Genomic DNA, 22,293 nt, shown 5'->3' on the forward strand with positions numbered 1-22,293 from the left:
CGGGGGAAAAGGACGGATCATGTCGCGAGTGCCAGGGTGGCTCGGCCGGCTCGGCGCCGGACTGACCGAAATGGGTGAACGGTTGGACGAGCGCCGCGCCGAGGTGGAGAAGGAACACGCCGAGCCGGTGCCGGAGACGGTCCCCGGCGACGCCGTGCCGCTGCCCGACCACGTGACCGTCGTACCGGCCCGCCCCGATCCCGCACAGGCCGTGCCCTGGGGCGTACGGGTCGCGGCCGAGGCGGGCTGGCGGGTGCTGGTGCTCGCGGGCACCGTCTGGGTGCTGATGCGGGTCATCAGCGCCGTCCAGCTGGTGGTGCTCGCCTTCGTGGGGGCGCTGCTCATCACCGCGCTCATGCAGCCGACGGTGGCGCGTCTGCGGCGGTACGGGCTGCCGCGCGGGCCGGCGACCGCGCTCACCGCGATCCTCGGCTTCGTCATCATGGGGCTGATCGGGTGGTTCGTGACCTGGCAGGTCATGGAGAACATCGACACGCTCTCCAACCAGATCCAGGACGGCATCGACGAGCTGCGCAAGTGGCTGCTGCACAGTCCGTTTCACGTCACCGACAAGCAGATCAACCAGATCGCCAAGAACCTGCGGGACGCCATCGGCGCCAACACCGACCAGATAACGTCGGCCGGCCTGGAGGGCGTGACCGTCGTGGTCGAGGCGCTCACCGGCATCCTGCTGACCGTCTTCTCCACGCTGTTCCTGCTCTACGACGGGCGGCGGATCTGGGAGTGGACGCTGAAGCTGGTGCCGGCGGCGGCACGGCCCGGGGTCGCCGGGGCGGGGCCGCGGGCGTGGCGGACGCTGACGGCGTACGTGCGGGGCACGGTGATCGTGGCGCTGATAGACGCGATCTTCATCGGGCTCGGGATCTACTTCCTGAACGTGCCGATGGCTGTGCCGCTGGCCGTGTTCATCTTCCTGTTCGCCTTCATCCCGCTGGTGGGGGCCGTGGTGTCCGGGGCGCTGGCGGTGGTGGTCGCGCTGGTGACGCAGGGTGTGTTCACGGCGGTGATGGTGCTGGTGGTGGTGCTGGCGGTGCAGCAGATCGAGGGGCACGTGCTGCAGCCGTTCATCCTCGGGCGGGCTGTGCGGGTGCATCCGCTGGCCGTCGTGCTCTCGGTGGCCGCGGGCGGCATGATCGCGGGGATCGGGGGAGCGGTGGTGGCTGTGCCGTTGGTGGCGGTCACGAACACCGTGGTGGGGTACTTGCGGGCGTACTCGGTGAGCGCGGCTGCCGCTCGTAGCGAGTCGCCCGCGCCTACGCCCGACTCGGTCGGCCAGTAGGCCCCGAGCCGGGGCTCCGCCCCGGACCCCGGTTTCCCGCCCGCCCGTCTCGGTGGGAGGGGAGGTCCCGCCACGGGGCTCCGCCCCGGAACCCGGCGGGGGCTCCGCCCCCTGCGCCCCCGGCTCGGGCCCGCCCCTGAGCCCCCGGCGGGGGCTGCGCCCGCCGTCGGGGGCTCGGTGGGCTCCGGTCCTGTCTCCGCGGGCCTGGCTCCTTGCGCATGAACAGATGAACCCCGTTCACCCTTCGGTGAACGGGGTTCGGGCTGGACGTGGGGGTCGGCCTCTACTCGGAGAGGACTGCCTCCGCGTCCAGGGTGGTCGCCACGGCCTGGATCACCGCGGCTATCTTGAAGGCTTCCTGGACGGTCTCGCGTTCGACGCCCGCCTTGCGGAGGACCTGCTCGTGGGAGTCGAGGCACATCCCGCAGCCGTTGATGGCGGAGACCGCGAAGGACCACAGCTCGAAGTCGGCCTTGTCGACGCCGGGGTTGCCGATGACGTTCATCCGCAGGCCCGCGCGCAGGGTGCCGTACTCATGGTCGGACAGCAGGTGCCGCGTGCGGTAGAAGACGTTGTTCATCGCCATGATCGCGGCGGCGGACTTGGCCGCCGTGTACGCCTCCGGCGACAGGTTCGCCTTCGCCTCCGGCTCCAGCTCGCGCAGCACGATCGGCGAGCGCGCGGCGATCGCCGTGGCCAGGACCGTGCCCCACAGCTGCTGGGCCGGCAGGTCGCTGTTGCCGATGACCGAGCCCAGGTTGAGCTTGAGGTCCTTGGCGTAGTCGGGCAGCGAGGACTTCAGAGTGTCGAGAGACATCTCGTCACTCACCGGCCAGCAGCGCGACCGGGTCCAGGGTCTCGTCGCCCTTGCTCCAGTTGCAGGGGCACAGCTCGTCCGTCTGGAGGGCGTCCAGGACCCGCAGGACCTCCTTGGGGTTACGGCCGACGGAACCGGCGGTCACCATGGAGAACTGGATCTCGTTGTTCTGGTCGACGATGAAGACCGCGCGCTTGGCGAAGCCCTCCTCGTCCTCGATGCCGAGGTCGCGCATCAGCTCGTGCTTGGAGTCCGCCATCATCGGGAACGGCAGCTCACGCAGGTCGTCGTGGTCCTTGCGCCAGGCGTGGTGCACGAACTCCGAGTCGCCCGAGAAGCCGAGCACCTGGGCGTCACGGTCGGCGAACTCGTCGTTCAGCTTGCCGAAGGCGGCGATCTCCGTCGGGCACACGAAGGTGAAGTCCTTGGGCCACGCGAAGACGACCTTCCACTTGCCCTCGTAGGTCTTGTGGTCGATCTTCTCGAACTCCTTGCCCTTCTCCAGCGAGACGCAGGCGGTCAGTTCGAACTCGGGGAACTTGTCACCAACAGTGAGCACACGCTCTCCTTGCAGCGAGGAAACGCCGATTTTGTCGGCGTTTCCCATGGGTTGGACTCTGTCGATGTTGGCACAGGGTGCATTGATTGCGGAAATAGCTACACTCGGTCGAGTTGATCGGAGGTGGCTATCAGTGACACTGGGTAATAAGCGCAGGCAGCCGAGTCTCGCACAGCTGCGCGCCTTCGCCGCGGTCGCCGAGCACCTGCACTTCCGCGACGCCGCCGCGGCCATCGGCGTGAGTCAGCCGGCCCTCTCCGGCGCCGTCTCCGCCCTGGAGGAGGCACTGGGTGTCACCCTCCTGGAGCGTACGACGCGCAAGGTGCTGCTCTCACCCGCGGGCGAGCGCATCGCCGTGCGGACCAAGGCGGTGCTCGCCGAGGTCGGCGCCCTGCTGGAGGAGGCCGAGGCCGTCAGCGCGCCGTTCACCGGCGTACTGCGGCTCGGGGTCATCCCCACCGTGGCGCCCTACCTGCTGCCCACGGTGCTGCGCCTCGTCCACGACCGCTATCCCGACCTCGACCTCCAGGTCCACGAGGAGCAGACCGCCAGCCTCCTGGAGGGCCTCGCCGCCGGCCGCCTCGACCTGCTGCTGCTCGCCGTACCGCTCGGCGTCCCCGGGGTCGTCGAGCTCCCCCTGTTCGACGAGGACTTCGTGCTCGTCACTCCGCTGGACCACTGGCTCGGCGGCCGCGACGGCATACCGCGCGAGGCCCTCAAGGAACTAAACCTGCTCCTCCTGGACGAGGGTCACTGCCTGCGCGACCAGGCCCTCGACATCTGCCGCGAGGCCGGCCGCGAGGACGCCCCGGTCACCACGACCGCGGCCGGGCTGTCCACCCTGGTCCAGCTGGTCGCCGGGGGCCTCGGCTGCACCCTGCTGCCCCGCACCGCCCTCACGGTGGAGACCTCCCGGAGCACCCGCCTGCTCACCGCCCGCTTCGCCGACCCCGCCCCGTCCCGCCGCATCGCCCTGGCCATGCGCGCAGGCGCCGCCCGAGCCGCCGAATACCAGGAACTGGCCGCAGCCCTCCGAGAAGACCTGAAAGAACTCCCGGTGAGAGTCGTGCACGGCCCCCCGCCCGACAACCACCCCAGATGACCGGCATACGCCCCCCTGGGAGTGCGGGGGAGCAGAAACAAGGCTGGGGGTGCAGGGGGCGGAGCCCCCGTCGGGGTTCGGGGCGGAGCCCCGTGGCGGGGCCTTGTGTCCCACCGAGTCGGGCGGGCGGGTGCGAGACGGGGGGCGCAGCCCCCCCGCGTGGGGTCCGGGGCGGAGCCCTGCGGGGGGACCTCCCGTCCCACCGAGACGGGCGGGCGGGTGGGCGAACAGCCGGCGCCCGCCTACTCCGTCCGCAACCCCTCAGGCCGCATCAACCGCACCAACGGCGGCAGACTGAGCAACGTCACCGTGAGAACGACCCCCGCCCCGATCCCGGCCATGGTCACCACACTCACCCAGTCCACCCCCACCGGCGTATCCGTCATCTTCAACAGCACCGCACCCAGCGCCAGCCCCACCGCCGACGCCAGCGCCAGCCCCAGCGCGATCGGAATCGCCGTCTGCCACAGCACCGACAGCCCCAGCGTCCGCCTCCGCGTACCGAACGCCACCAGCGACGACAGCAGCTTCCTGCGCTCCCGCAACTGCTCCAGCTGCGACACCAGCAGACTCGCCCCGATCAGCGCCAGCACGCACGCGGCGCCCACGTACAGCCCGGTCCGGATCGACGTGAACTTCTTCGACTGCTCGGTCGAGACCCATAGCGCGGCGTTGGCCATCGGATCCACCGCGGCCGCCGTGTTGCGCACGTACTCGTGCACGTCCGGCACCGACTCGTCCAGCGACAGGTACACCGTGCCGGAGACCGCCGCCGCGATCCTCGGCGGCACCGCGCCCGGCGTCATCAGGAACCCGCCGCGCGTGGCCCCGGCCGGGTCCTTCACCGAACGGGCCGGCTTCAGGGTACGCGGCACGGCCCAGGTGATCCGCGGGCTCTTCCCGACGTCGTAGGACGTGCTGACGTACAGCCTGCGGCCGGGCTTGGCCAGCTTCGCGGTGTCGGTGTCGCCGTCGGCGCCGCTGACGACGAAGGCGTCGCCGTCGCGGCAGGAGGACAGGCTCGCCACCTCGCGCAGGGCCGCGCAGTCGCCGATCGTGACCTGGGCGGAGAGGGCGGGACCGTTGTCGGTGTTCCACGGCCCGTCGCCGACGTCGGCCGAGGCCAGCGCGACGGCCTTGCGTACGCCTTTGGTGGTGGAGAACCTCTCGGCGGCCGGTGCGAGCGCCACCCCGCGCGGAACGTCCACCTCCATCTGGGCCCGCGTCAGGTCGTTGCCGGGCCGCCTGGTGTAGTCGCCCTGGACGCCGGCGAACAGCATCTGCAGCGCGATCGCACCGGCCACCGCGACCGCGATGCCGTTGACCATGCGGGCCGCCGTGCCGCTGCTCAACTGCAGCCGACGCACCGCCAGTTGCCAGGCCACCGCGCCCGCACCGAGCCGGGCGACGACCGTTTCCACGATCCACGGCAGCAGCGCGGTCACGCCGACCAGCAGCAGCATCACACCGCCGATGACCAGGTACTGGTTGAAGTTCCCGTTGGCACGGCCCTGCCCGATCATCGGGTAGAGCATCGCCAGTCCGGCCAGCGGCAGCAGCACCCGCCACCACAGCCGGCGCCGGGCGGGCTTGGCGGTCCGCACCACACCCAGCGGCTCGATGACCACCCCGCGCAGCGCGAACAGCGTGACCAGCACGGCCGCCGCGGGCACCGCGAGGGCGACCAGCGCGGCCAGCGCCGGCGTGGGGTTGAGGTAGCTGGGGAAGACGCTGATGCCGAGGATCTCGACCGAGCCCGCCAGTTCACGGCCCAGCAGGAAGAAGCCGGTGCCGAAGACCAGGCCGAGCAGCGAGCCCGCGAGGGCCTCGCCGGCCGCGATCCGGCGGGTCATCCGGCTGTCGGAGCCGACCAGCCGCAGCGCGGCGAGCCGGCGGTCGCGCCGCTCGCCGCCGAAGCGCACGGCGGCGGCGATGAACACCGCGACCGGCATCAGCAGCACCACGAACACGACCAGCACCAGCAGGATCAGCACCGGGTCCGGCCGGTCGGAGCTGGGATGCGGATCGCCGAAGGCGCTGATCCGGCCGACCTGCCAGCCGTTCATGCGCTGCTCCAGGCCCTTCGCCCCCGCGTAGTAGGCGAGTTCCTGCGAGCCGATGAGCCCGGTCTCGCCGATGGTGCCCACGACCTTGTACGGCAGCCGCTCGCGCAGCAGCTTCCCGGAGCCGGAGTCGAGCAGCTTCTTCAGCGCCGGGGAGACCACCATCTCGCCGGGCGCCGGGTACGTGGTCAGGCCCGGCGCGACCGGCGCGCGCGGCCCCTCCGGCTCCACCAGCCGGCCGCGTACGTCCTTGTCCTGGTACGTCGTGTCGATGTCCGCGATCAGCAGCGTGTCGTCGCCCTTGGGGCGGGGGTGCTGCTCGTAGGTGTAGTCCAGGCGCGCCTGGTCCCGGTGGTGCCGTACCGAGAGCGCGCTGGGCAGCGCGGTGGTCAGCAGCAGCAGCGCCACGCCGAGACCGACGCCCACCGCCGTCAGCAGCACCCTGATCCAGCCCTCGCGTCCGCCGGTGAACGCGAACTTGGCCCCCATGCCCAGATCCCGGGCCCTCCCCCAAGCTCTCGACTGCGCTCGAGCAGGGAGGTGCCCCCCTCGGGCCCTCATACGATCCGCTCCATGTCCCGGGACTTGCCGTCCCGTACGACGATCTCGCGGTCGGAGTAGGCGGCCACCCGTGCCTCGTGCGTGACGAGGACGACGGCGGCGCCGGCCGAGCGGGCGGCCTCGGTGAGCAGTTCCATCACGCGCTCGCCGTTGAGGGAGTCCAGCGCGCCGGTCGGCTCGTCGGCGAACAGCACGCGCGGCCCGGTGACCAGCGCACGCGCCACCGCGACCCGCTGCCCCTGGCCGCCGGAGACCTCGCCCGGCCGCTTGCCGCGCAGGTCGTCGACCTCCAGGCGCTCCATCCAGGCCAGGGCGGCCCGTTCGGCCTCCTTGCGGGAGGTGCCGTTCAGGCGCAGCGGCAGGGCCACGTTCTCCACGCACGTCAGCTCGGGCACGAGCTGGCCGAACTGGAAGACGAAGCCGAACTCCGAGCGCCGCAGCGCGCTGCGCTGGGCGTCGTTCATGGCCGACAGCTCGCGGCCGTCGTAGGTGATCGAACCGGAGTCGGGGGTGACGATGCCGGCCAGGCAGTGCAGCAGGGTCGACTTGCCGGAGCCGGAGGGGCCCATCACGGCGACCATCTCGCCGGGGTGGATGGAGAACTCGGCGCCGTCCAGCGCGGTGGTCGGGCCGTAGGCCTTGCGCAGGTTCTCGGCGGCCAGCAGGGAGCCGGGGGGAGGGGTCACCGGGTCACCGCCTCACGGAGCTTCTCCAGGCGCGCGGCGGTCAGTTCGAGCCACCGCAGGTCGGCCTCGAGGTGGAAGAGGGCGTGGTCGCAGATCAACTGGTCCGCGAGGTCGCCCCGGCGCTTGCGGTCGGTGAGGATCCGCATGCTGCGCAGGTGCTCGGCGCGCTGGGTGTCGAGGACGTCGGCGGCGTCGCGGTGCGTGAGCAGCGCGAGGACGACCTTGGTGTAGAGCGTGGACTGGAGGTACGGCTCGGGCTTCTCCGGCGTGGCGAGCCAGCGCTCGACGTCGGTGATGCCGGCCTCGGTGATCGCGTACCGCTTGCGCTCCGGACCGCCGCCCGCCTCGATCCCGTCGACCTCGACGAGACCGTTCTTCAGCAGCCGCGACATCGTCGAGTAGACCTGGCCGTAGTGCAGCGGCCGGTCGTGACCGAACTTCTCGTCGAAGGCCCGCTTCAGGTCGTAACCGTGGCGTGGCCCCGACTCCAGGAGTCCCAGAAGGGTGTGACCGATGGACATGCCGAGCACTCTACACATCGTGTATACGCGGTATGTATACGCCGAGTGTTCAGTTCATGGCGGCCCGTGCCACCCCGCAGGTGACGGCCGTTTGTCACGGTTGTGCTACGGAGCTCACCGCGGCCGTGCGCCGGGCTCATCGCGGCCGTGTCGCCCGGCTCATCGCGGCCGTGTCGCCCGGCTCACCGCGGCCCGGGCGGGCTTCCCGGGGGGCTTGCCGGCGGGCGGCCCCGGCGGGGCAGGGGGCCGGTCTCGCGGGGCAGGCGGCCGGCTTCCGCCAGGGCGCGGCGCAGGAGGAACTCGATCTGGGCGTTGGCCGAGCGCAGTTCGTCCGAGGCCCAGCGCGCCACGGCCTCGTACACCGACGGGTCCAGCCGCAGCAGCACCTGCTTGCGCTGCTGCGGCCGGCGCCGCGGGGTGGCCCCGTCGTCCTCGGGCCCCTCGGGGGAGTCCGTCACTGGTAGAGCGTCCCCGTGTTGAGGACCGGCTGCGGCGCGCGGTCCCCGCACAGCACCACCATCAGGTTCGACACCATCGCCGCCTTGCGCTCCTCGTCCAGTTCCACGATGTCCCGCTCGGCGATCCGGGCGAGGGCCGCCTCGACCATGCCGACCGCGCCGTCCACGATCTGCCGCCGGGCCGCGACGACCGCGCCGGCCTGCTGGCGCTGGAGCATCGCGGAGGCGATCTCGGGAGCGTACGCGAGGTGGGTGAACCGCGACTCGATGATCCGCACCCCGGCCGCGTCCACGCGCGCGTGCAGCTCGACGGCGAGCTTCTCGGTGATCTCCTCGGCGTTGCCGCGCAGCGACAGGCCGGCCTCGTCGTGGGCGTCGTAGGGGTACTCGATGGCGATGTGACGCACGGCCGCCTCGGTCTGCGTGGCGACGAACTCCAGGTAGTTGTCAACCTCGAAGGTGGCCTGCGCGGTGTCGTTGACCTTCCACACGACCACCGCGGCCAGCTCGATCGGGTTGCCGTAGGCGTCGTTGACCTTCAGGACCGCCGTCTCGTGGTTGCGCACGCGCGTGGAGATCTTCGTGCGCGAGGTGAACGGGTTCACCCAGCGCAGCCCGTCCTCGCGGATCGTGCCCCGGTAGCGCCCGAAGAGCTGCACCACGCGCGCCTCGCCCGGCGCCACCATGTTGAGCCCGGCCATCGCGAGCAGCGCGGCGATGCCCACCAGCACGCCGAGGACGATCAGGGCGGCCTTGGGCCCGGCGGCGGTGAGGGTCGAGCCGCCCGCGACCAGGGCCACCGCGATCAGCAGTCCGAGCAGTCCGAGCAGCAGCGCGAGCCCGCCCCCGATGCTGCGGGCCGCGAACTCCCGCACCCGTGGCGCGGGCATCTCGGGTACGTCGGGCGAGTCCTGGTGCGAGGCGTGGTGCGGGTCCTGCTGCGAGTCGTGCCGCGAGTCGTGCCGCGGGTGCGGTGCGTCGTGTGCGGACATGGCGGTCCCCCCCGTTCCGGGCCGCGCGTCCCTGCCGTGCGGCCCATAGCTTGTGTCTAGCCAAGTGATAACACTTTTTCGGGCCGTGGCAACCCCGTGCCCCTCTCGTACGTCGGTTCCGGTGGAGTGGGTGCCCATTGTCACGTCCGCAAAGAGCGGATCGGGGGCCCTTTGTCACAGAGGGCGGTGTTAGTTTTCTGAGCTGACCCGAGCCACGTAGCCGAGTGACAGACGAGACAGCCGACACAGGCCGACACAGGCCGAGACAAGCCGAGACCGAAGCGGAGCGGACGGACGCATGGGACGAGCGGAAGAGAGACGAGCGCGACAGCGCGGCGGCCGCCGCACGGCGCCCAGGCGCTCGTCCGGGACACCGTCGGTCGGTGCCGGGGACGGCGCCGCGGGCGCGACCCCCGGCGGCCGCGCCGCGGCCCGGCGGGCGGCGGCCCGGCCGGCCAAGGCCCGCAAGAGCGGCATACGCGCGCTGTTCACCTGGAAGAAGATCCTCGGCACGTTCTTCGCCGTGTGCCTGCTCGGCATAGGCGCGTTCATCGTGCTCTACCTGATGGTGGACATCCCCCAGGGCAACGCGGTCGCGCAGCGCGAGAGCAACGTCTACAAGTACAGCGACGGCTCCGTCCTCGCCCGCGCCGGCACGGTCAACCGCGAGAGCGTCTCCCTGGACCAGGTGCCCAAGGACGTCCAGCACTGCTTCGTCGCGGCCGAGAACAAGACCTTCTACCACGACTCCGGAGTCGACCTGAAGGGCACGGCCCGCGGCCTGCTCAACACCCTCAGGGGCAGGGGCACCCAGGGCGGTTCGACGATCACCCAGCAGTACGTCAAGAACTACTACCTCGACCAGAACCAGACCGTCACGCGCAAGCTGAAGGAACTGGTCATCTCGTTGAAGGTGGACCAGAAGTACACCAAGGACCAGATACTCGCCGGCTACATCAACACCAGCTACTACGGCCGCGGCGCCTACGGCATCCAGGCCGCCGCGCAGGCCTACTACCGCGTCGACGCGCGGAAGCTGACGGTGGAGCAGGGCGCGTACCTCGCCGCGCTGCTCCAGGCGCCCAGCCAGTACGACTGGGCGGTGGCCTCCACGACCGGCAAGCAGCTCGTCAAGGCCCGCTGGAACTACGTCCTGGACAACATGGTCAAGCAGAACTGGCTCGACGCCGGCAAGCGCCGGACCATGACGTTCCCCGTCCCGAAGGACCCCAGGGGCACGCCGGGCCTTGAGGGCCAGAAGGGCTACCTGATCGACCTCGCCAACAAGCAGCTCGAGCAGAAGCTGATGAAGGACGAGGGAATCTCCCAGTCCCAGGCCGAGGCCGAGGTCGTGGGCCGGGGCTGGACCATCACGCTGAACATCGACAAGAAGAAGCAGGCCGCGCTGGAGAAGGCGGTCAAGGCGCAGCTGACCAGCAAGCTGGACCCGAAGAGGCGCAAGGTGGACGGCGACGTCCAGGCCGGCGCGGTCTCCGTCGACCCCAAGACCGGCAAGATCGTCGCTCTGTACGGCGGCCAGGACTACTTCAAGCACTACACCAGCAACGCCACCCGCACCGACTTCCAGCCCGCCTCCACCTTCAAGCCGGTGATCCTCGCCGCCGCCCTGGAGAGCGGCGCCAGGACCCAGGACGGCCTGCCGATCAACGCCAACACCATCTACGACGGCACCAGCGGCCGCCAGGTCGTCGACCACGGCTCCAAGGTCGGCTTCGGCCCGCCCAACGAGGACGACAGGGACTACGGGCCCATCACCGTCCAGACGGCGATGAACCAGTCCGTCAACTCCGTCTTCGCGCAGATGGGCGTCGACGTGGGCATGCAGAAGGTGATGAGCACCGCCGGCGACCTCGGCATGGACACCAAGGGCATGCAGGCCGTGCCCGCCCAGACGCTGGGCTCCATGGGCGCCAGCCCGCTGGAGATGGCCGGGATCTACGCCACCTTCGACAACCACGGCAAGAAGGTCACCCCGACCATCGTCGCCAAGGCCGAGGGCAAGAGCCGCTCGGTCACCATGGCCGACGCCATCGGCGACCAGGTCATCAGCCGCCAGGCCGCCGACACGGTCACCTCCGTGCTGACCGGCGTCGTCGACGACGGCACGGCCCGGACGTCGGTCGCCGCCAACGCGGCCCGCGACGGCCAGCAGGTCGCGGGCAAGACGGGAACCTCCGACGAGAACAGGTCCGCCTGGTTCACCGGCTACACCCCCGACCTGGTCACCTCCGTCGGCCTCTTCGGCGAGCAGCCCCAGCCCCCGTACCGGCATGTGAGCCTGACCGGCGCCACGGGACTCCTGCCGCCGCCAGGACGCGTCAACGGCGGCGGCTACCCGGCGCAGATTTGGGCGGCCTACACCTTCGGCGTCACGGACAGGGCCGAGTTCGAGCTGGACACCAACCAGGGCGCGGCCGTGCAGCCGCCGGCCTCCCAGTCGCCGTCGCAGTCGCCGAGCCAGTCGCCGTCCAAGTCGGCGTCCAGCTCACCGCCGCCCTCCAAGTCGCCCAGCCAGTCGCCCTCGAAGTCCCCGAGCCAGTCCCCGTCCAACTCGCCCAGCCAGTCCCCCTCGCAGTCGCCGAGCAGGACACCCTCGGGCGGCCCGAGCATCGAGAACCCGCTCAACCCGGGCGGCCGGCAACAGCTCGACAGCAGGCAGCCGGCTCAGTAGAGCCTGCACGCACACGGCGAAGGGGCGCCCGGTCCGACCGGGCGCCCCTTCGCCGTACGCGCCGTACGCGCCGTACGCGCCCCGTGCGCCGTCAGCGCCGTTCGTGCCCTCGCGCCGTCACCGGCTCAGCCCCGCTTCAGCCCCGGTTCAGCTCGAACCAGACCACCTTGCCGGTGCTCAGCCGGGTCGCGCCCCAGCGCCGGGCCAGCCTGTTCACCAGGTACAGCCCGCGGCCGCCCTCGTCCGTGGCCCGCGCCTGGCGCAGCCGCGGCAGCTGCCCCACGTCGTCGCCGACCTCGCAGCGCAGCACGTCCGTGCGCAGCAGCCGCAGCGTGACCGGACGCGTCGCGTACCGCACCGCGTTGGTGACGACCTCGCTGACCAGCAGCTCGACCGAGTCCGTGAGCTCCTCCAGACCCCACCGGTCCAGCGCCCGCCGGGCCAGCCGGCGGGCCCGTCCCGGCGCGGAGTCCTCCGGGTCCAGGATCCAGTACGCCACATCGCTCGGCGCGATCCCGTCGAACCGGGCGGCGAGCAGCGCGATGTCGTCGTCCCGGTCGCCCGGACCGAGCATGTCCAGCACGTCGTCGCACAGCGCTTCCAGGGGCGGCGGATGGTCCGGGCCGGTGAGCTGCGCGGTCGCCGCGAGCTTCTCGCGCAGCTGCTCTATCCCGGTCCACACGTCCCGCAGGCGCGACTCGACCAGGCCGTCGGTGTAGAGCAGCAGGGTCGCGCCGGCCGGCGCGTCCAGCTCCACCGCCTCGAAATCGACCCCGCCCACGCCGATCGGCGCGCCCGGCGGCACCCGCAGCACCTCGGCCTCCCCGCCCAGGTGCAGCAGGACGGGCGGCGGATGGCCGGCGTTGGCGATGGTGATGCGGTGCGACACCGGATCGTAGACCGCGTACAGGCAGGTCGCCATCCGGTCGGTGCCCAGGCGCTGCGCCTGCTCGTCCAGGTGGTGCAGCACCTCCTGCGGCGGCAGGTCGAGTCCGGCGAGGGTCTGCGCGGTCGTGCGCAGCTGGCCCATGATCGCCGCCGAGGTCATGGAGTGGCCCATGACGTCGCCGACGACCAGGGCGACCCGGCTGCCGGGCAGCGGGATCGCGTCGTACCAGTCGCCGCCCACCCGCGCGGTCTCGGCGGCGGGCAGATAGCGGGACGCCAGCCGGACGCCCGTGGGGCGGGGCAGCGTCTCCGGCAGCATGGTGCGCTGCAGTTCGTCGGCGATGTAGGCCTCGCGGCCGTACAGCACCGCCTTGTCGATGCCGAGCGCGCTGTGCGTGGCGAGCTGGGCGGCGACCAGCAGGTCGTCGGGCTCGAACGCGAGGCGCTCGGGGCGGCGCAGGAACAGCGCGGCGCCGATCACGCGGCGCCGGCCGCGCAGCGGGGCGAGGATCGTGCGCTGCCCGGGGGGTACGGACAACTCCGAGTCCTCGCCGAGCAGTTCGTCCAGCGCGACGCGGGCCGGCTCGGTGTCGGTGAACACCGGCCGCACGCCGCGCAGCACCTCTCCGAGCGCGCTGCCGGGCCGTACCTCGCACAGCTCGTTGGTCACCACGGACAGCTCGGCCGGCTGCTCCGGGACCGGCGGGGGCACGTAGACGCCCTCGGTGTCCCGCTCGTCCGGTATCCGGTCGGTGCGGCGCAGCCGCAGCACCAGCGGGCCCACCGGACGCTCGTCGCCCACCGGCAGCGGCTCGCGCAGATACACCAGGATCGCGTCGGAGAAGGTGGGCACGGTGGCCCGGCACAGCCCCATGACGATCTCGTCGAGGTCCATGCCGCGCGCGATACGGCGCGTCGCCGCGCCCACGAACCTCAGCCGGTCCCCGTCCCGCCGCATCGGCATGGGCCGCCCGAACGGGACCCCCTGGCCGGTCCGGCGCTCCTGCCCGCCCGGCGGCGGCGCCTGGGCCGCGCCCCGGCGCTGCTGCTCCCCGGCGCCGGCCTTCAGGCCGGAACGGTCCTTGCGCCGCTCGGGCCGCTGTACCGGTGCCTGCGACTCCGTCCCCTCTCGCGCCTCGCGGCCGGCGCGCAGGGCCCGCTCGGCGGGCGCGGCCGCCGAGCGGGGCGCTTCGGCGGCGGTGCGGGGCGCTTCGGCGGCCGTGCGCGTTGCGTCGGCGGCCGTGCGGGGTGCGTCGGCGGCGGCCGCGCGGGCGGCCTCCGGGCCCGCCTGCGCCGGCGTGTCCGCGTCCCCGGTCTCCGGGTCCCGGCCGGCGCCCTGGGGCCCGGCCGCCCGCGCCGCCGCGTCCGGCTGGGCCGGGATGGCCTCCGGCACGGGCCGCGGCCGGTGCGCGCCCGGCTCGGCGGAACCGGACTGGGCGTGCTCGGCCCCGGCGACGACCGCACCGCTTCCCGGGTCGGCCGGTGGCCGGGGCACGGCCGGGCACGGCGGTGTGTCGCCCTGACGCGACTGCAGCGGTAATGCGGGCGCCCCGGGAGCCTGAGGAGGCTCGGAGGCACGCAGGAGCGCCCCACGGGCGTCCGCGGGGTCGGCGCCCGAGTGGGGGCGATCGAAGGAGGTCGGCTGCTCCGTCACGCGTGTCGAATCCATCCGTCCGGGGCTGCGCGGCGTGCGCGCAGTTGGTCCCGCCGAAGACCCGATACCCGGAATACGTGCCCCAGGAACGGATTTACGGCGTGGTCAGAGGCTGTTCCTGTGCCACCGGCGAACCGTCTGCGGCCCGCACGGGTCGTGCCCTGGTACCCCTCGCTCACGTCCTGCCGCCCCTCGGTGACGTTCGGTCAGACTCGGCGCCCACTCCTGGAGTTGCCCCTGAGACCTGCCCCTGCGCGCCCTTGCGGAGGACGATCCTACGTTTCTTGCCCGGGGGCGCATCAAGGGTCTCATGAGGACACGTGCGCGGGCGTATGGTCCCAGTCCTGTGGCAGTGACGGTACCGCCCAGGCGGGGTCCGGGCGCCAGTGCTGCCAGCCGTCCGAGAACGGGGCCCGCCAGGCACGGATCGCCCGCACCGCCTCCTGGCCGGCCGCCCGCACCCGTCCGGCGAGGCGCTCGTCCACCAGGCCGTCCCGCTGGGCCTGCGCGAACTCGTCCTCGTCGTGCCAGCGCCAACTGCGGTCGGGGTCGACAGAGATGTCCAGAAAGTGATCCTCGGAGTCCACTCCGCCCGCCCAACGCACCAGCGGTTCCTCGAGATTGACGTACCAGTTCCTGAACTGCCAGCCCGGCTCCCAGAACAGCCACACCGACCACGGCTCGCCGGGCCGGGCCAGCTTCAGCACTCCCGTGCCGGACCAGCGGTCGCGCCGCACCGTGCGCGGTTTGGTGTAGCGCGAGGCGAGCGGCTCCGCGTGCACGGGCGTGCCGTCGGCGAGCACGGGCCGCACGCACTCGGTGCCGGGCGCCATCCACACGGCCAGCAACTCGGCGTCGTCCCGTACGACGGTGACGGGGCGCGCGATGTGGAAGCGCGTGCCGCCGTTCTCCCGGTAACGCCACAGGATCTGCGTCCCGGGCGCCCAGTGGTCCGCCGTACCGCCCGCCCTCACGTCTCTCGCCGCTCCGTCGACCGCCATGCACAGATATTAGGTGCCCAGGGCATACGACGTCGTGGCGCACCCCCGCGATTCACACCCGGGACACGAACTGTCACGGGTGGGTCATCCGCAGCACGTCCAGCGCCTCGTCCAGCTGCTCCGCCGTGAGGGCGCCGCGCTCGACGTAACCGCTCTCCTCGACCACCTGACGGATCGTCTTCTGCTCGGCGAGGGCCTTCTTGGCGACCTTGGCGGCCTCCTCGTAGCCGATGTACTTGTTGAGCGGGGTGACCACGGACGGGGAGGACTCGGCGTACTCGCGGGCCCGCTCCCGGTGGGCGACGATCCCGTCGACCGTCCGGTCCGCGAGCAGCCGGGAGACGTTGGCCAGCAGGCGGATGGACTCCAGGACGTTCTTGGCGATGACCGGCAGCATGACGTTGAGCTCGAAGTTGCCGGCGGCGCCGGCCGCGGCGACGGTCGCGTCATTGCCGACGACCTGGGCGGCGACCATCAGCACGGCCTCGGGGATGACGGGGTTGACCTTGCCCGGCATGATCGACGAACCGGGCTGGAGGTCGGGCAGCGCGATCTCGGCGAGCCCGGTGCGGGGCCCGGACGACATCCACCGCAGATCGTTGGCGATCTTCGTCAGGCTCACCGCGATCGTCCGCAGCTGCCCGCTGGTCTCCACGATGCCGTCCCGCGCGCCCTGTGCCTCGAAGTGGTCGCGGGCCTCGGTGAGCGGCAGCCCCGTGACGCGGGCGACCTCCTCGATCACGGCGGCGGAGAAGCCGGGCGGGGTGTTGATGCCGGTGCCCACGGCCGTCCCGCCGAGGGGGAGTTCGGCCAGGCGGGGCAGGGACGCGTTGAGCCGCTCGACGCCGTAGCGCACCTGGGCCGCGTAACCGGCGAACTCCTGGCCCAGGGTGACGGGGGTGGCGTCCATCAGATGCGTACGGCCGGACTTCACCACGTCCTTGAACTCCTCCGCCTTGCGGGCGAGGGCGCCGGCGAGGTGGTCGAGGGCGGGGATCAGGTCCCGGGTGACGGCGGCCGTGGCGGCGATGTGGATGGAGGAGGGAAAGACGTCGTTGGAGGACTGGGAGGCGTTCACATGGTCGTTGGGGTGCACGTCACGGCCGAGCCGCTCGCCGGCGAGGGTGGCGACGACCTCGTTGGCGTTCATGTTGGACGAGGTGCCGGAACCGGTCTGGAACACGTCCACCGGGAAATGCTCGTCCCACCTGCCCTCGGCGACCTCGGCCGCCGCCTCCTGGATCGCGGCGGCGACGTCCTTGTCCAGCACACCGAGCTCGGCGTTGACCTTGGCCGCCGCGCCCTTGATCCGCGCGAGCGCCTCGATGTGGGCGCGCTCGATCCGCTGCCCGGACACGGGGAAGTTCTCCACCGCCCGCTGCGTCTGCGCACGCCACTTGGCGTCGGCGGGGACCCGGACCTCACCCATGGAGTCGTGCTCGATGCGGTATTCGCTCATACCGGGTACAGCGTGCGGGGGTCGGCGGATGTTCCGGAACTGGGCCGAACGGGTGGTGGGAGCCCGCGGCCCACGGCCGACTCCCGGCCGGAGCCGGGCAGTGTTCGGCGCGGCTTCATCCACAGGACACGAAGACCTCGGGAGCGCCCCCTACCCTCCTACTGCCCGAAGCAACGACGACTGCCTCAGCAGTAGACACTCCCCGCGCTGCCCCAACCGCTCCCGCAGGAGGTCCACCGTGTCCTTGCTGTCCCGCATGAAGCGCTCACGCCGCGCGCTCTCCCTGGCCGCCCTCCCCGCCGCCCTGGCCGGGCTGTGGGCCGCCGCCCCGGCCGCACAGGCCGCCGCTCTCCCCACCCCCGACCACGTGGTCGTGGTCGTATTCGAGAACCACGCCTACGAGCAGGTCGTCGGCAGCACCAGCGCCCCGTACCTCAACAACACCCTGGTGGCCGGCGGCGGCAACCTCACCCAGTCGTACGCCATCACCCACCCCAGCCAGCCGAACTACCTGGACCTGTTCTCCGGCAACAACCAGGGCGTCACCACCGACAACTGCTACACGCCGCAGTTCAGCAGCGCCGCGAACCTCGGCTCCGAACTCATCGCCGCCGGCCGGACGTGGGGCAGCTACAACGAGGGCCTGCCCTCCCAGGGCTCCACGGTGTGCACCAACTCCGCCACCAAGTACGCCCGGAAGCACAACCCGTGGTTCGCCTTCGGCAACGTGCCGCTGAACACGGCGCACACCTTCGCGCAGTTCCCGGCGGACTACACCACCCTGCCCAAGGTCTCGTTCGTCATCCCGAACCTGTGCGACGACATGCACGACTGCTCGATCAGCACGGGTGACACCTGGCTGCAGAACAACCTCGGCGCCTACGCCACCTGGGCCAAGACGCACAACAGCGTCCTGGCCGTCACCTTCGACGAGGACGACAGCTCGCACGGCAACCACATCGCCACCGTCTTCTACGGCGCGCACGTCGCCCCGGGCAGCTCCACCTCGACCCACTACACCCACTACGACACCCTGCGCACCCTCGAGGACCTGGCCGGGCTGACCACCCACGCGGGAGCCGCGGCCAACGCCTCCGACATCACCGGCATCTGGAACTGACCCTCGCCCCACCTCGACAGCAGCAGACCCCCCGGCGACGCCGAGGGGTCTGTGAGTCTCCTGAGGACGGCTCAGGACAGCCCGGGCCCACGCACCGGGATCGACGTGAACGTCGGCTGCGGGGCCGGGTCCTGGAAGAAGTCGTTGCCCTTGTCGTCGACGACGATGAATGCCGGGAAGTCCTCCACCTCGATCTTCCAGACCGCCTCCATGCCCAGCTCCTCGTACTCGAGGACCTCGACCTTCTTGATGCAGTCCTGGGCGAGCCGGGCCGCCGGGCCGCCGATCGAGCCCAGGTAGAAGCCGCCGTGCGCGTCGCAAGCGTCGGTGACCTGCTTGCTGCGGTTGCCCTTGGCCAGCATCACCTTGGAGCCGCCCGCCGCCTGGAACTGCTCCACGTAGGAGTCCATCCGGCCGGCCGTGGTCGGGCCGAAGGAGCCCGACGCGTAGCCCTCGGGCGTCTTGGCCGGGCCGGCGTAGTACACCGGGTGGTCCTTGAGATACTGCGGCATGTCCTCGCCCGCGTCGAGCCGTTCCTTGATCTTCGCGTGGGCGATGTCGCGGGCCACGACCAGCGGACCGGTCAGGGACAGACGGGTCTTGACCGGGTACTTGGTGAGCTCGGCCAGGATCGACTCCATCGGCTGGTTCAGGTCGATCCTGACGACGTCGCCGTCCGACTCCAGGTGCTCGTCGGTCGTCTCCGGCAGGAACCGCGCGGGGTCGGTCTCCAGCTGCTCCAGGAAGACGCCCTCCGCCGTGATCTTGGCGACCGCCTGGCGGTCCGCCGAGCAGGAGACGGCGATGGCGACCGGGCAGGACGCGCCGTGCCGGGGCAGGCGCACCACGCGCACGTCGTGGCAGAAGTACTTGCCGCCGAACTGCGCGCCGATGCCGATCCGCTGCGTCAGCTCGAAGACCTTCTCCTCCAGCTCCTTGTCCCGGAAGCCGTGGCCGAGCGGCGAGCCCTCGGCGGGCAGGTTGTCCAGGTAGTGCGCGGAGGCGTACTTGGCGGTCTTCAGCGCGTACTCGGCGGAGGTGCCGCCGACGACGATCGCAAGGTGGTACGGCGGGCAGGCGGCCGTGCCCAGCGAACGGATCTTCTCCTCCAGGAACTTCATCATGGAGGCCTCGTTCAGCACCGCCTTCGTCTCCTGGTAGAGGAAGGACTTGTTGGCGCTGCCGCCGCCCTTGGCCATGAACAGGAACTTGTACGCGCCGCCGTCGGTGGCGTACAGCTCGATCTGGGCGGGGAGGTTGGAGCCGGTGTTCTTCTCCTCCCACATGGTCAGCGGCGCCATCTGCGAGTACCGCAGGTTCAGCTTGGTGTAGGCGTCGTAGATGCCGCGGGAGAGGGCCTTCTCGTCCTCACCTTCGGTGAGGACGTTCTGCCCGCGCTTGCCCATGACGATGGCGGTGCCGGTGTCCTGGCACATGGGCAGCACGCCGGCCGCCGCGATGTTCGCGTTCTTCAGCAGGTCCAGGGCGACGAACTTGTCGTTCGAGCTGGCCTCCGGGTCGTCGATGATCCGGCGCAGCTGGGCGAGGTGGGCGGGGCGCAGGTAGTGCTGGATGTCGTGGACGGCCTCCTCGGCGAGCTTGCGCAGCGCCCCGGGCTCGACCTTGAGGAACGTACGTCCGCCGGGCCCCTCGACGGTGGAGACGCCCTCGGACGTCACCAGCCGGTACGGGGTGGTGTCCTCACCCTGGGGGAGCAGATCGGTGTACGCGAATTCAGGCATCTCAGCCCATTCCTCACTCGGCAGACGACTGCCCGCCTCCATTGGCGGGCACCGACCAGCGTAGAACCTGCTGCGGGCGGCGGACCTGTGAGGTCCCGCTCACCCGGCGGCCGGGCGTCCGCCCGCCGGCGGCGGGCCGGTTGGCGGGCTCGTCCCGCACCGGTCCGTCCACACCCCTAGTCGCGATCTATCGCGTTTCGGTACGCTGCTGCCGTGGACCTTCAGAAGCAGCAGACCGGACAGCGTCCGGCCGCCCCCGCGGGCGTCGCCGAGCTGCGCGCCTCCGACGCCGACCGTGACCGTATCGCCGACATCCTGCGCGAGGCGCTCGCCGAGGGCCGGCTGACGGCCGACGAGCACGCCGAGCGCGTCGAGGGGGTGCTGAACGCCAAGACGGTCGGTCAGCTGGAGGTCTTCATCCAGGACCTGCCCGCCGGCCGGCGCGGCCCCGCCGCCACCCAGGCCTACGCCCCGAACCGGCCGGCCGCCGGCGCGATACCCCACGAGGCCGACGAGAACGTGGTGGCGGTGTTCAGCGCCGCCACCCGCAGGGGCCGCTGGCGCGCGGGCCGCCGGCTGCACGCGTACTCGGTCTTCGGCAGCGTCGAGATCGACCTCAGCGAGGCGATCTTCGAGTACCAGCAGGTCGTCATCAAGGCCGTCTCCGTCTTCGGCGACATCCAGATCCGCGTCCCGGAGAACGTGTCGCTGCGCGGCACCGGCGGCGGCGTCCTCGGCAACTTCGAGGTGGAGCCGCTGGACGCGGAGGACACCGACGCGCCCGTGGTCTACGTCGACGGCTGGGCGGTGCTGGGCAACGTGGAGGCGCGGCCCAAGCGCGGCAAGCTCGTGGCGGACATCCTCGACCGCGTGCAGCGCAAGGTCGACAAGCGTTTGCGCAAACACCTCTGACCCGTCCGGCGGTTCGGGACTCAGTGCATAGGCGCGCGCACAGCGGGTAGGCCTTGCTGCATCGTCTGTCTCTCGCTCGCGAAGCCGTCGTCAGGAGAAGACCGTGCTGCAACCGCCGCATTCGTCCCTGCAGGTCGCTGCCGTCCCGGCCCAGCGGGTGCCAGTGCGGGACAGGGACCAAGACGCCCCCTGGCACACCGAGGCGGTGTGCCGGCGCGACGAGGCCGGCCTGTTCTTCGCACCCTCGAAGGAGCCCACCGCCGCACGGCTGTCCCGCGAGGAGGCGGCCAAGCGGGTCTGCGCCCGCTGTCCGGTGATGGTCGAGTGCCGCGAGCACGCGCTGCTCCAGCCCGAGCCGTACGGCGTCTGGGGCGGGCTGACCGCCGCCGAGCGCCGCGTGGTCCTCGCCCGGCGGCGCCGCCGCGACGTGGAGCTGAAGAAGGCCGCCGGCGCGGGGCGCATAGCCCAGGCGGGCTGAGCGGGCCGGTAGCGGGAGCCGCGTGCGTACGCGGCTCCCGCGCACGTACGCGGCTCCCGGGTACGCACGCGGCGAGCGTGCGCATACGTGGCGAGCGCGCACGTACGCGCTCCGTGCCCTGAAATACGCGCTTCCCGCACGGAAACGGGGCGTCCCTTCCGCACAAGGGACGCCCCGTCGCCGTGGCGGGCCGGCAGCGGGCTACTTCGCCCGGTCGAAGTCGATCGCGCTGTACGCGCGCAGCTTCCTCAGCCGGTGTTCGGAGTCGATCCGGCGGACCGTGCCGGACTTGGACCGCATGACGATCGAGTCGGTGGTCGCCGTCTCCGAGCGGTAGCGCACCCCGCGCAGCAGCTCGCCGTCGGTGATGCCGGTGGCGACGAAGAAGACGTTCTCGCCGGAGACCAGGTCGTCCGTGTTCAGCACCCGGTCCAGGTCGTGCCCTGCGTCGATCGCCCGCTGCCGTTCCTCGTCGTCCTTGGGCCACAGCTTGCCCTGGATGGTGCCGCCCAGGCACTTCACGGCACAGGCCGAGATGATGCCCTCCGGGGTGCCGCCGATGCCGAGCAGCAGGTCGACGCCCGTGCCCTCGCGCAGCGCGTAGATCGAACCGGCGACATCGCCGTCGGAGATCAGCTTGATGCGGGCGCCGGCCTCGCGGATCTCCTTGATGATCCCTTCGTGGCGCGGCCGGTCCAGGATGACGACGGTGACGTCCTCGGGCGTGGAGCGCTTGGCCTTGGCGACGCGCTTGATGTTCACCGACACCGGCGCGTTGATGTCGACGAAGTCGGCCGCGTCCGGGCCGGTGACCAGCTTGTCCATGTAGAACACGGCGGACGGGTCGAACATCGCGCCGCGCTCGGCGGCGGCCAGCACGGCGATGGCGTTCGGCATGCCCTTGGCGGTCAGGGTGGTGCCGTCGATCGGGTCGACGGCGATGTCGACCTCGGCGCCGGTGCCGTCGCCCACGCGCTCCCCGTTGAAGAGCATCGGGGCCTCGTCCTTCTCGCCCTCGCCGATGACGACCACGCCGTTCATCGACACGGTGGAGACGAGGGTGCGCATGGCGCGCACGGCGGCGCCGTCGGCGCCGTTCTTGTCACCGCGCCCGACCCAGCGGCCGGCGGCCATCGCGGCGGCCTCGGTCACCCGGACGAGCTCCAGGGCGAGGTTGCGGTCGGGGGCCTCGGAGGGGACATCGAGCTCGGACGGCAAGTGATGATGCTCGGTCATCGGAGCGCACCTTTCTGATACGACGACGGCCGGATGAGGGTCTTGGCCATGA

General features: G+C 71.6%; 18 protein-coding genes. 6 read left to right on the forward strand and 12 right to left on the reverse strand.

Translation table 11 applies throughout. From position 1 onward, the window contains the following. Nucleotides 1-19 precede the first annotated feature (19 nt). The gene (locus IE217_RS25215) at nt 20-1,300 is read left to right on the forward strand and encodes an AI-2E family transporter (protein WP_229865593.1); all 1,281 of its coding nucleotides are present in this window, start codon (nt 20-22) and stop codon (nt 1,298-1,300) included. Between the two features lie 283 nt (nt 1,301-1,583). Here the strand turns inward: IE217_RS25215 and IE217_RS25220 are convergent, their stop codons facing one another. Both IE217_RS25220 and IE217_RS25225 read right to left on the reverse strand, forming a co-directional pair. Continuing rightward, nucleotides 1,584-2,117 carry an alkyl hydroperoxide reductase gene (locus tag IE217_RS25220; protein WP_190180235.1) on the reverse strand — a complete coding sequence of 178 codons (534 nt, stop codon included), beginning with the start codon at nt 2,115-2,117 and terminating at the stop codon, nt 1,584-1,586. 4 nt (nt 2,118-2,121) lie between these two features. Beyond that, nucleotides 2,122-2,676 (reverse strand): peroxiredoxin, encoded by a 555-nt coding sequence (locus IE217_RS25225; RefSeq protein WP_190180236.1) that lies wholly within the window; start codon nt 2,674-2,676, stop codon nt 2,122-2,124. A 139-nt stretch (nt 2,677-2,815) separates the two neighbouring features. Between IE217_RS25225 and IE217_RS25230 the strand changes: the two genes are divergently transcribed. Further along, nucleotides 2,816-3,778 (forward strand): LysR substrate-binding domain-containing protein, encoded by a 963-nt coding sequence (locus IE217_RS25230; RefSeq protein WP_229865610.1) that lies wholly within the window; start codon nt 2,816-2,818, stop codon nt 3,776-3,778. Nucleotides 3,779-4,020: 242 nt separating this feature from the next. Here IE217_RS25230 and IE217_RS25235 read toward each other — a convergent pair whose 3' ends face one another. The 5 genes from IE217_RS25235 to IE217_RS25255 all read right to left on the reverse strand — a co-directional run bounded on the left by IE217_RS25235 (nt 4,021) and on the right by IE217_RS25255 (nt 8,957). Further along, nucleotides 4,021-6,330 carry an ABC transporter permease gene (locus IE217_RS25235; RefSeq protein WP_190180238.1) on the reverse strand — a complete coding sequence of 770 codons (2,310 nt, stop codon included), beginning with the start codon at nt 6,328-6,330 and terminating at the stop codon, nt 4,021-4,023. Nucleotides 6,331-6,398: 68 nt separating this feature from the next. Beyond that, the gene (locus tag IE217_RS25240; protein ID WP_190180239.1) at nt 6,399-7,088 is read right to left on the reverse strand and encodes an ABC transporter ATP-binding protein; all 690 of its coding nucleotides are present in this window, start codon (nt 7,086-7,088) and stop codon (nt 6,399-6,401) included. After that, the gene (locus IE217_RS25245) at nt 7,085-7,609 is read right to left on the reverse strand and encodes a PadR family transcriptional regulator (RefSeq protein ID WP_189703622.1); all 525 of its coding nucleotides are present in this window, start codon (nt 7,607-7,609) and stop codon (nt 7,085-7,087) included. Before IE217_RS25245 ends, IE217_RS25240 begins: the two co-directional genes overlap by 4 nt. Before the next feature lie 182 nt (nt 7,610-7,791). Beyond that, nucleotides 7,792-8,067, reverse strand: coding sequence for a type II toxin-antitoxin system antitoxin (locus tag IE217_RS25250; protein ID WP_190180240.1), 276 nt, complete (start codon nt 8,065-8,067; stop codon nt 7,792-7,794). After that, nucleotides 8,064-8,957 carry an SPFH domain-containing protein gene (locus tag IE217_RS25255; protein ID WP_229865612.1) on the reverse strand — a complete coding sequence of 298 codons (894 nt, stop codon included), beginning with the start codon at nt 8,955-8,957 and terminating at the stop codon, nt 8,064-8,066. The genes IE217_RS25250 and IE217_RS25255 overlap by 4 nt, the downstream gene beginning before the upstream one ends. A gap of 400 nt (nt 8,958-9,357) precedes the next feature. On the opposite strand from IE217_RS25255, the gene IE217_RS25260 reads away from it, so the two are divergent. After that, nucleotides 9,358-11,751: a transglycosylase domain-containing protein gene (locus tag IE217_RS25260; RefSeq protein ID WP_190180242.1), complete on the forward strand. Its 2,394-nt coding sequence runs from the start codon at nt 9,358-9,360 to the stop codon at nt 11,749-11,751. A gap of 136 nt (nt 11,752-11,887) precedes the next feature. Here the strand turns inward: IE217_RS25260 and IE217_RS25265 are convergent, their stop codons facing one another. The 3 genes from IE217_RS25265 to IE217_RS25275 form a co-directional block, all read right to left on the reverse strand. Continuing rightward, nucleotides 11,888-14,134, reverse strand: coding sequence for a SpoIIE family protein phosphatase (locus tag IE217_RS25265; RefSeq protein WP_229865594.1), 2,247 nt, complete (start codon nt 14,132-14,134; stop codon nt 11,888-11,890). 467 nt (nt 14,135-14,601) lie between these two features. Next, complete coding sequence (gene fomD, locus IE217_RS25270; protein WP_190180243.1) at nt 14,602-15,294, reverse strand: cytidylyl-2-hydroxypropylphosphonate hydrolase; 693 nt, start codon at nt 15,292-15,294, stop codon at nt 14,602-14,604. A 73-nt stretch (nt 15,295-15,367) separates the two neighbouring features. Next, nucleotides 15,368-16,753: a class II fumarate hydratase gene (locus tag IE217_RS25275; RefSeq protein WP_190180244.1), complete on the reverse strand. Its 1,386-nt coding sequence runs from the start codon at nt 16,751-16,753 to the stop codon at nt 15,368-15,370. A 256-nt stretch (nt 16,754-17,009) separates the two neighbouring features. On the opposite strand from IE217_RS25275, the gene IE217_RS25280 reads away from it, so the two are divergent. Beyond that, nucleotides 17,010-17,873: an alkaline phosphatase family protein gene (locus tag IE217_RS25280; RefSeq protein WP_190180303.1), complete on the forward strand. Its 864-nt coding sequence runs from the start codon at nt 17,010-17,012 to the stop codon at nt 17,871-17,873. Nucleotides 17,874-17,944: 71 nt separating this feature from the next. Here IE217_RS25280 and IE217_RS25285 read toward each other — a convergent pair whose 3' ends face one another. Beyond that, complete coding sequence (locus IE217_RS25285) at nt 17,945-19,615, reverse strand: fumarate hydratase (RefSeq protein ID WP_190180245.1); 1,671 nt, start codon at nt 19,613-19,615, stop codon at nt 17,945-17,947. 213 nt (nt 19,616-19,828) lie between these two features. Here IE217_RS25285 and IE217_RS25290 point away from each other — a divergent pair, with 213 nt between their 5' ends. Together IE217_RS25290 and IE217_RS25295 are read left to right on the forward strand one after the other, a co-directional pair. After that, entirely contained in the window at nt 19,829-20,527 is a 699-nt protein-coding gene (locus tag IE217_RS25290; RefSeq protein WP_190180246.1) for a DUF1707 SHOCT-like domain-containing protein, read from the forward strand. Between the two features lie 103 nt (nt 20,528-20,630). Beyond that, nucleotides 20,631-21,005, forward strand: coding sequence for a WhiB family transcriptional regulator (locus tag IE217_RS25295; protein ID WP_190180247.1), 375 nt, complete (start codon nt 20,631-20,633; stop codon nt 21,003-21,005). Nucleotides 21,006-21,206: 201 nt separating this feature from the next. Here IE217_RS25295 and glpX read toward each other — a convergent pair whose 3' ends face one another. Beyond that, nucleotides 21,207-22,241 carry a class II fructose-bisphosphatase gene (gene glpX, locus IE217_RS25300; protein WP_190180248.1) on the reverse strand — a complete coding sequence of 345 codons (1,035 nt, stop codon included), beginning with the start codon at nt 22,239-22,241 and terminating at the stop codon, nt 21,207-21,209. Nucleotides 22,242-22,293 lie beyond the last annotated feature (52 nt).

This window comes from Streptomyces naganishii JCM 4654, from assembly GCF_014650575.1.
GTDB lineage: Bacteria > Actinomycetota > Actinomycetes > Streptomycetales > Streptomycetaceae > Streptomyces > Streptomyces naganishii.

Bases quoted from the DNA above. Each gene is read 5' to 3' on its own strand.
- IE217_RS25280 (WP_190180303.1), top strand. From the start codon at position 17,010: ATGAAGCGCTCACGCCGCGCGCTCTCCCTGGCCGCCCTCCCCGCCGCC.
- IE217_RS25275 (WP_190180244.1), bottom strand. From the start codon at position 16,753: ATGAGCGAATACCGCATCGAGCACGACTCCATGGGTGAGGTCCGGGTC.
- IE217_RS25215 (WP_229865593.1), top strand. From the start codon at position 20: ATGTCGCGAGTGCCAGGGTGGCTCGGCCGGCTCGGCGCCGGACTGACC.
- IE217_RS25260 (WP_190180242.1), top strand. From the start codon at position 9,358: ATGGGACGAGCGGAAGAGAGACGAGCGCGACAGCGCGGCGGCCGCCGC.
- IE217_RS25235 (WP_190180238.1), bottom strand. From the start codon at position 6,330: ATGGGGGCCAAGTTCGCGTTCACCGGCGGACGCGAGGGCTGGATCAGG.
- IE217_RS25285 (WP_190180245.1), bottom strand. From the start codon at position 19,615: ATGCCTGAATTCGCGTACACCGATCTGCTCCCCCAGGGTGAGGACACC.
- IE217_RS25220 (WP_190180235.1), bottom strand. From the start codon at position 2,117: ATGTCTCTCGACACTCTGAAGTCCTCGCTGCCCGACTACGCCAAGGAC.
- glpX (WP_190180248.1), bottom strand. From the start codon at position 22,241: ATGACCGAGCATCATCACTTGCCGTCCGAGCTCGATGTCCCCTCCGAG.
- fomD (WP_190180243.1), bottom strand. From the start codon at position 15,294: ATGGCGGTCGACGGAGCGGCGAGAGACGTGAGGGCGGGCGGTACGGCG.
- IE217_RS25255 (WP_229865612.1), bottom strand. From the start codon at position 8,957: ATGCCCGCGCCACGGGTGCGGGAGTTCGCGGCCCGCAGCATCGGGGGC.
- IE217_RS25245 (WP_189703622.1), bottom strand. From the start codon at position 7,609: ATGTCCATCGGTCACACCCTTCTGGGACTCCTGGAGTCGGGGCCACGC.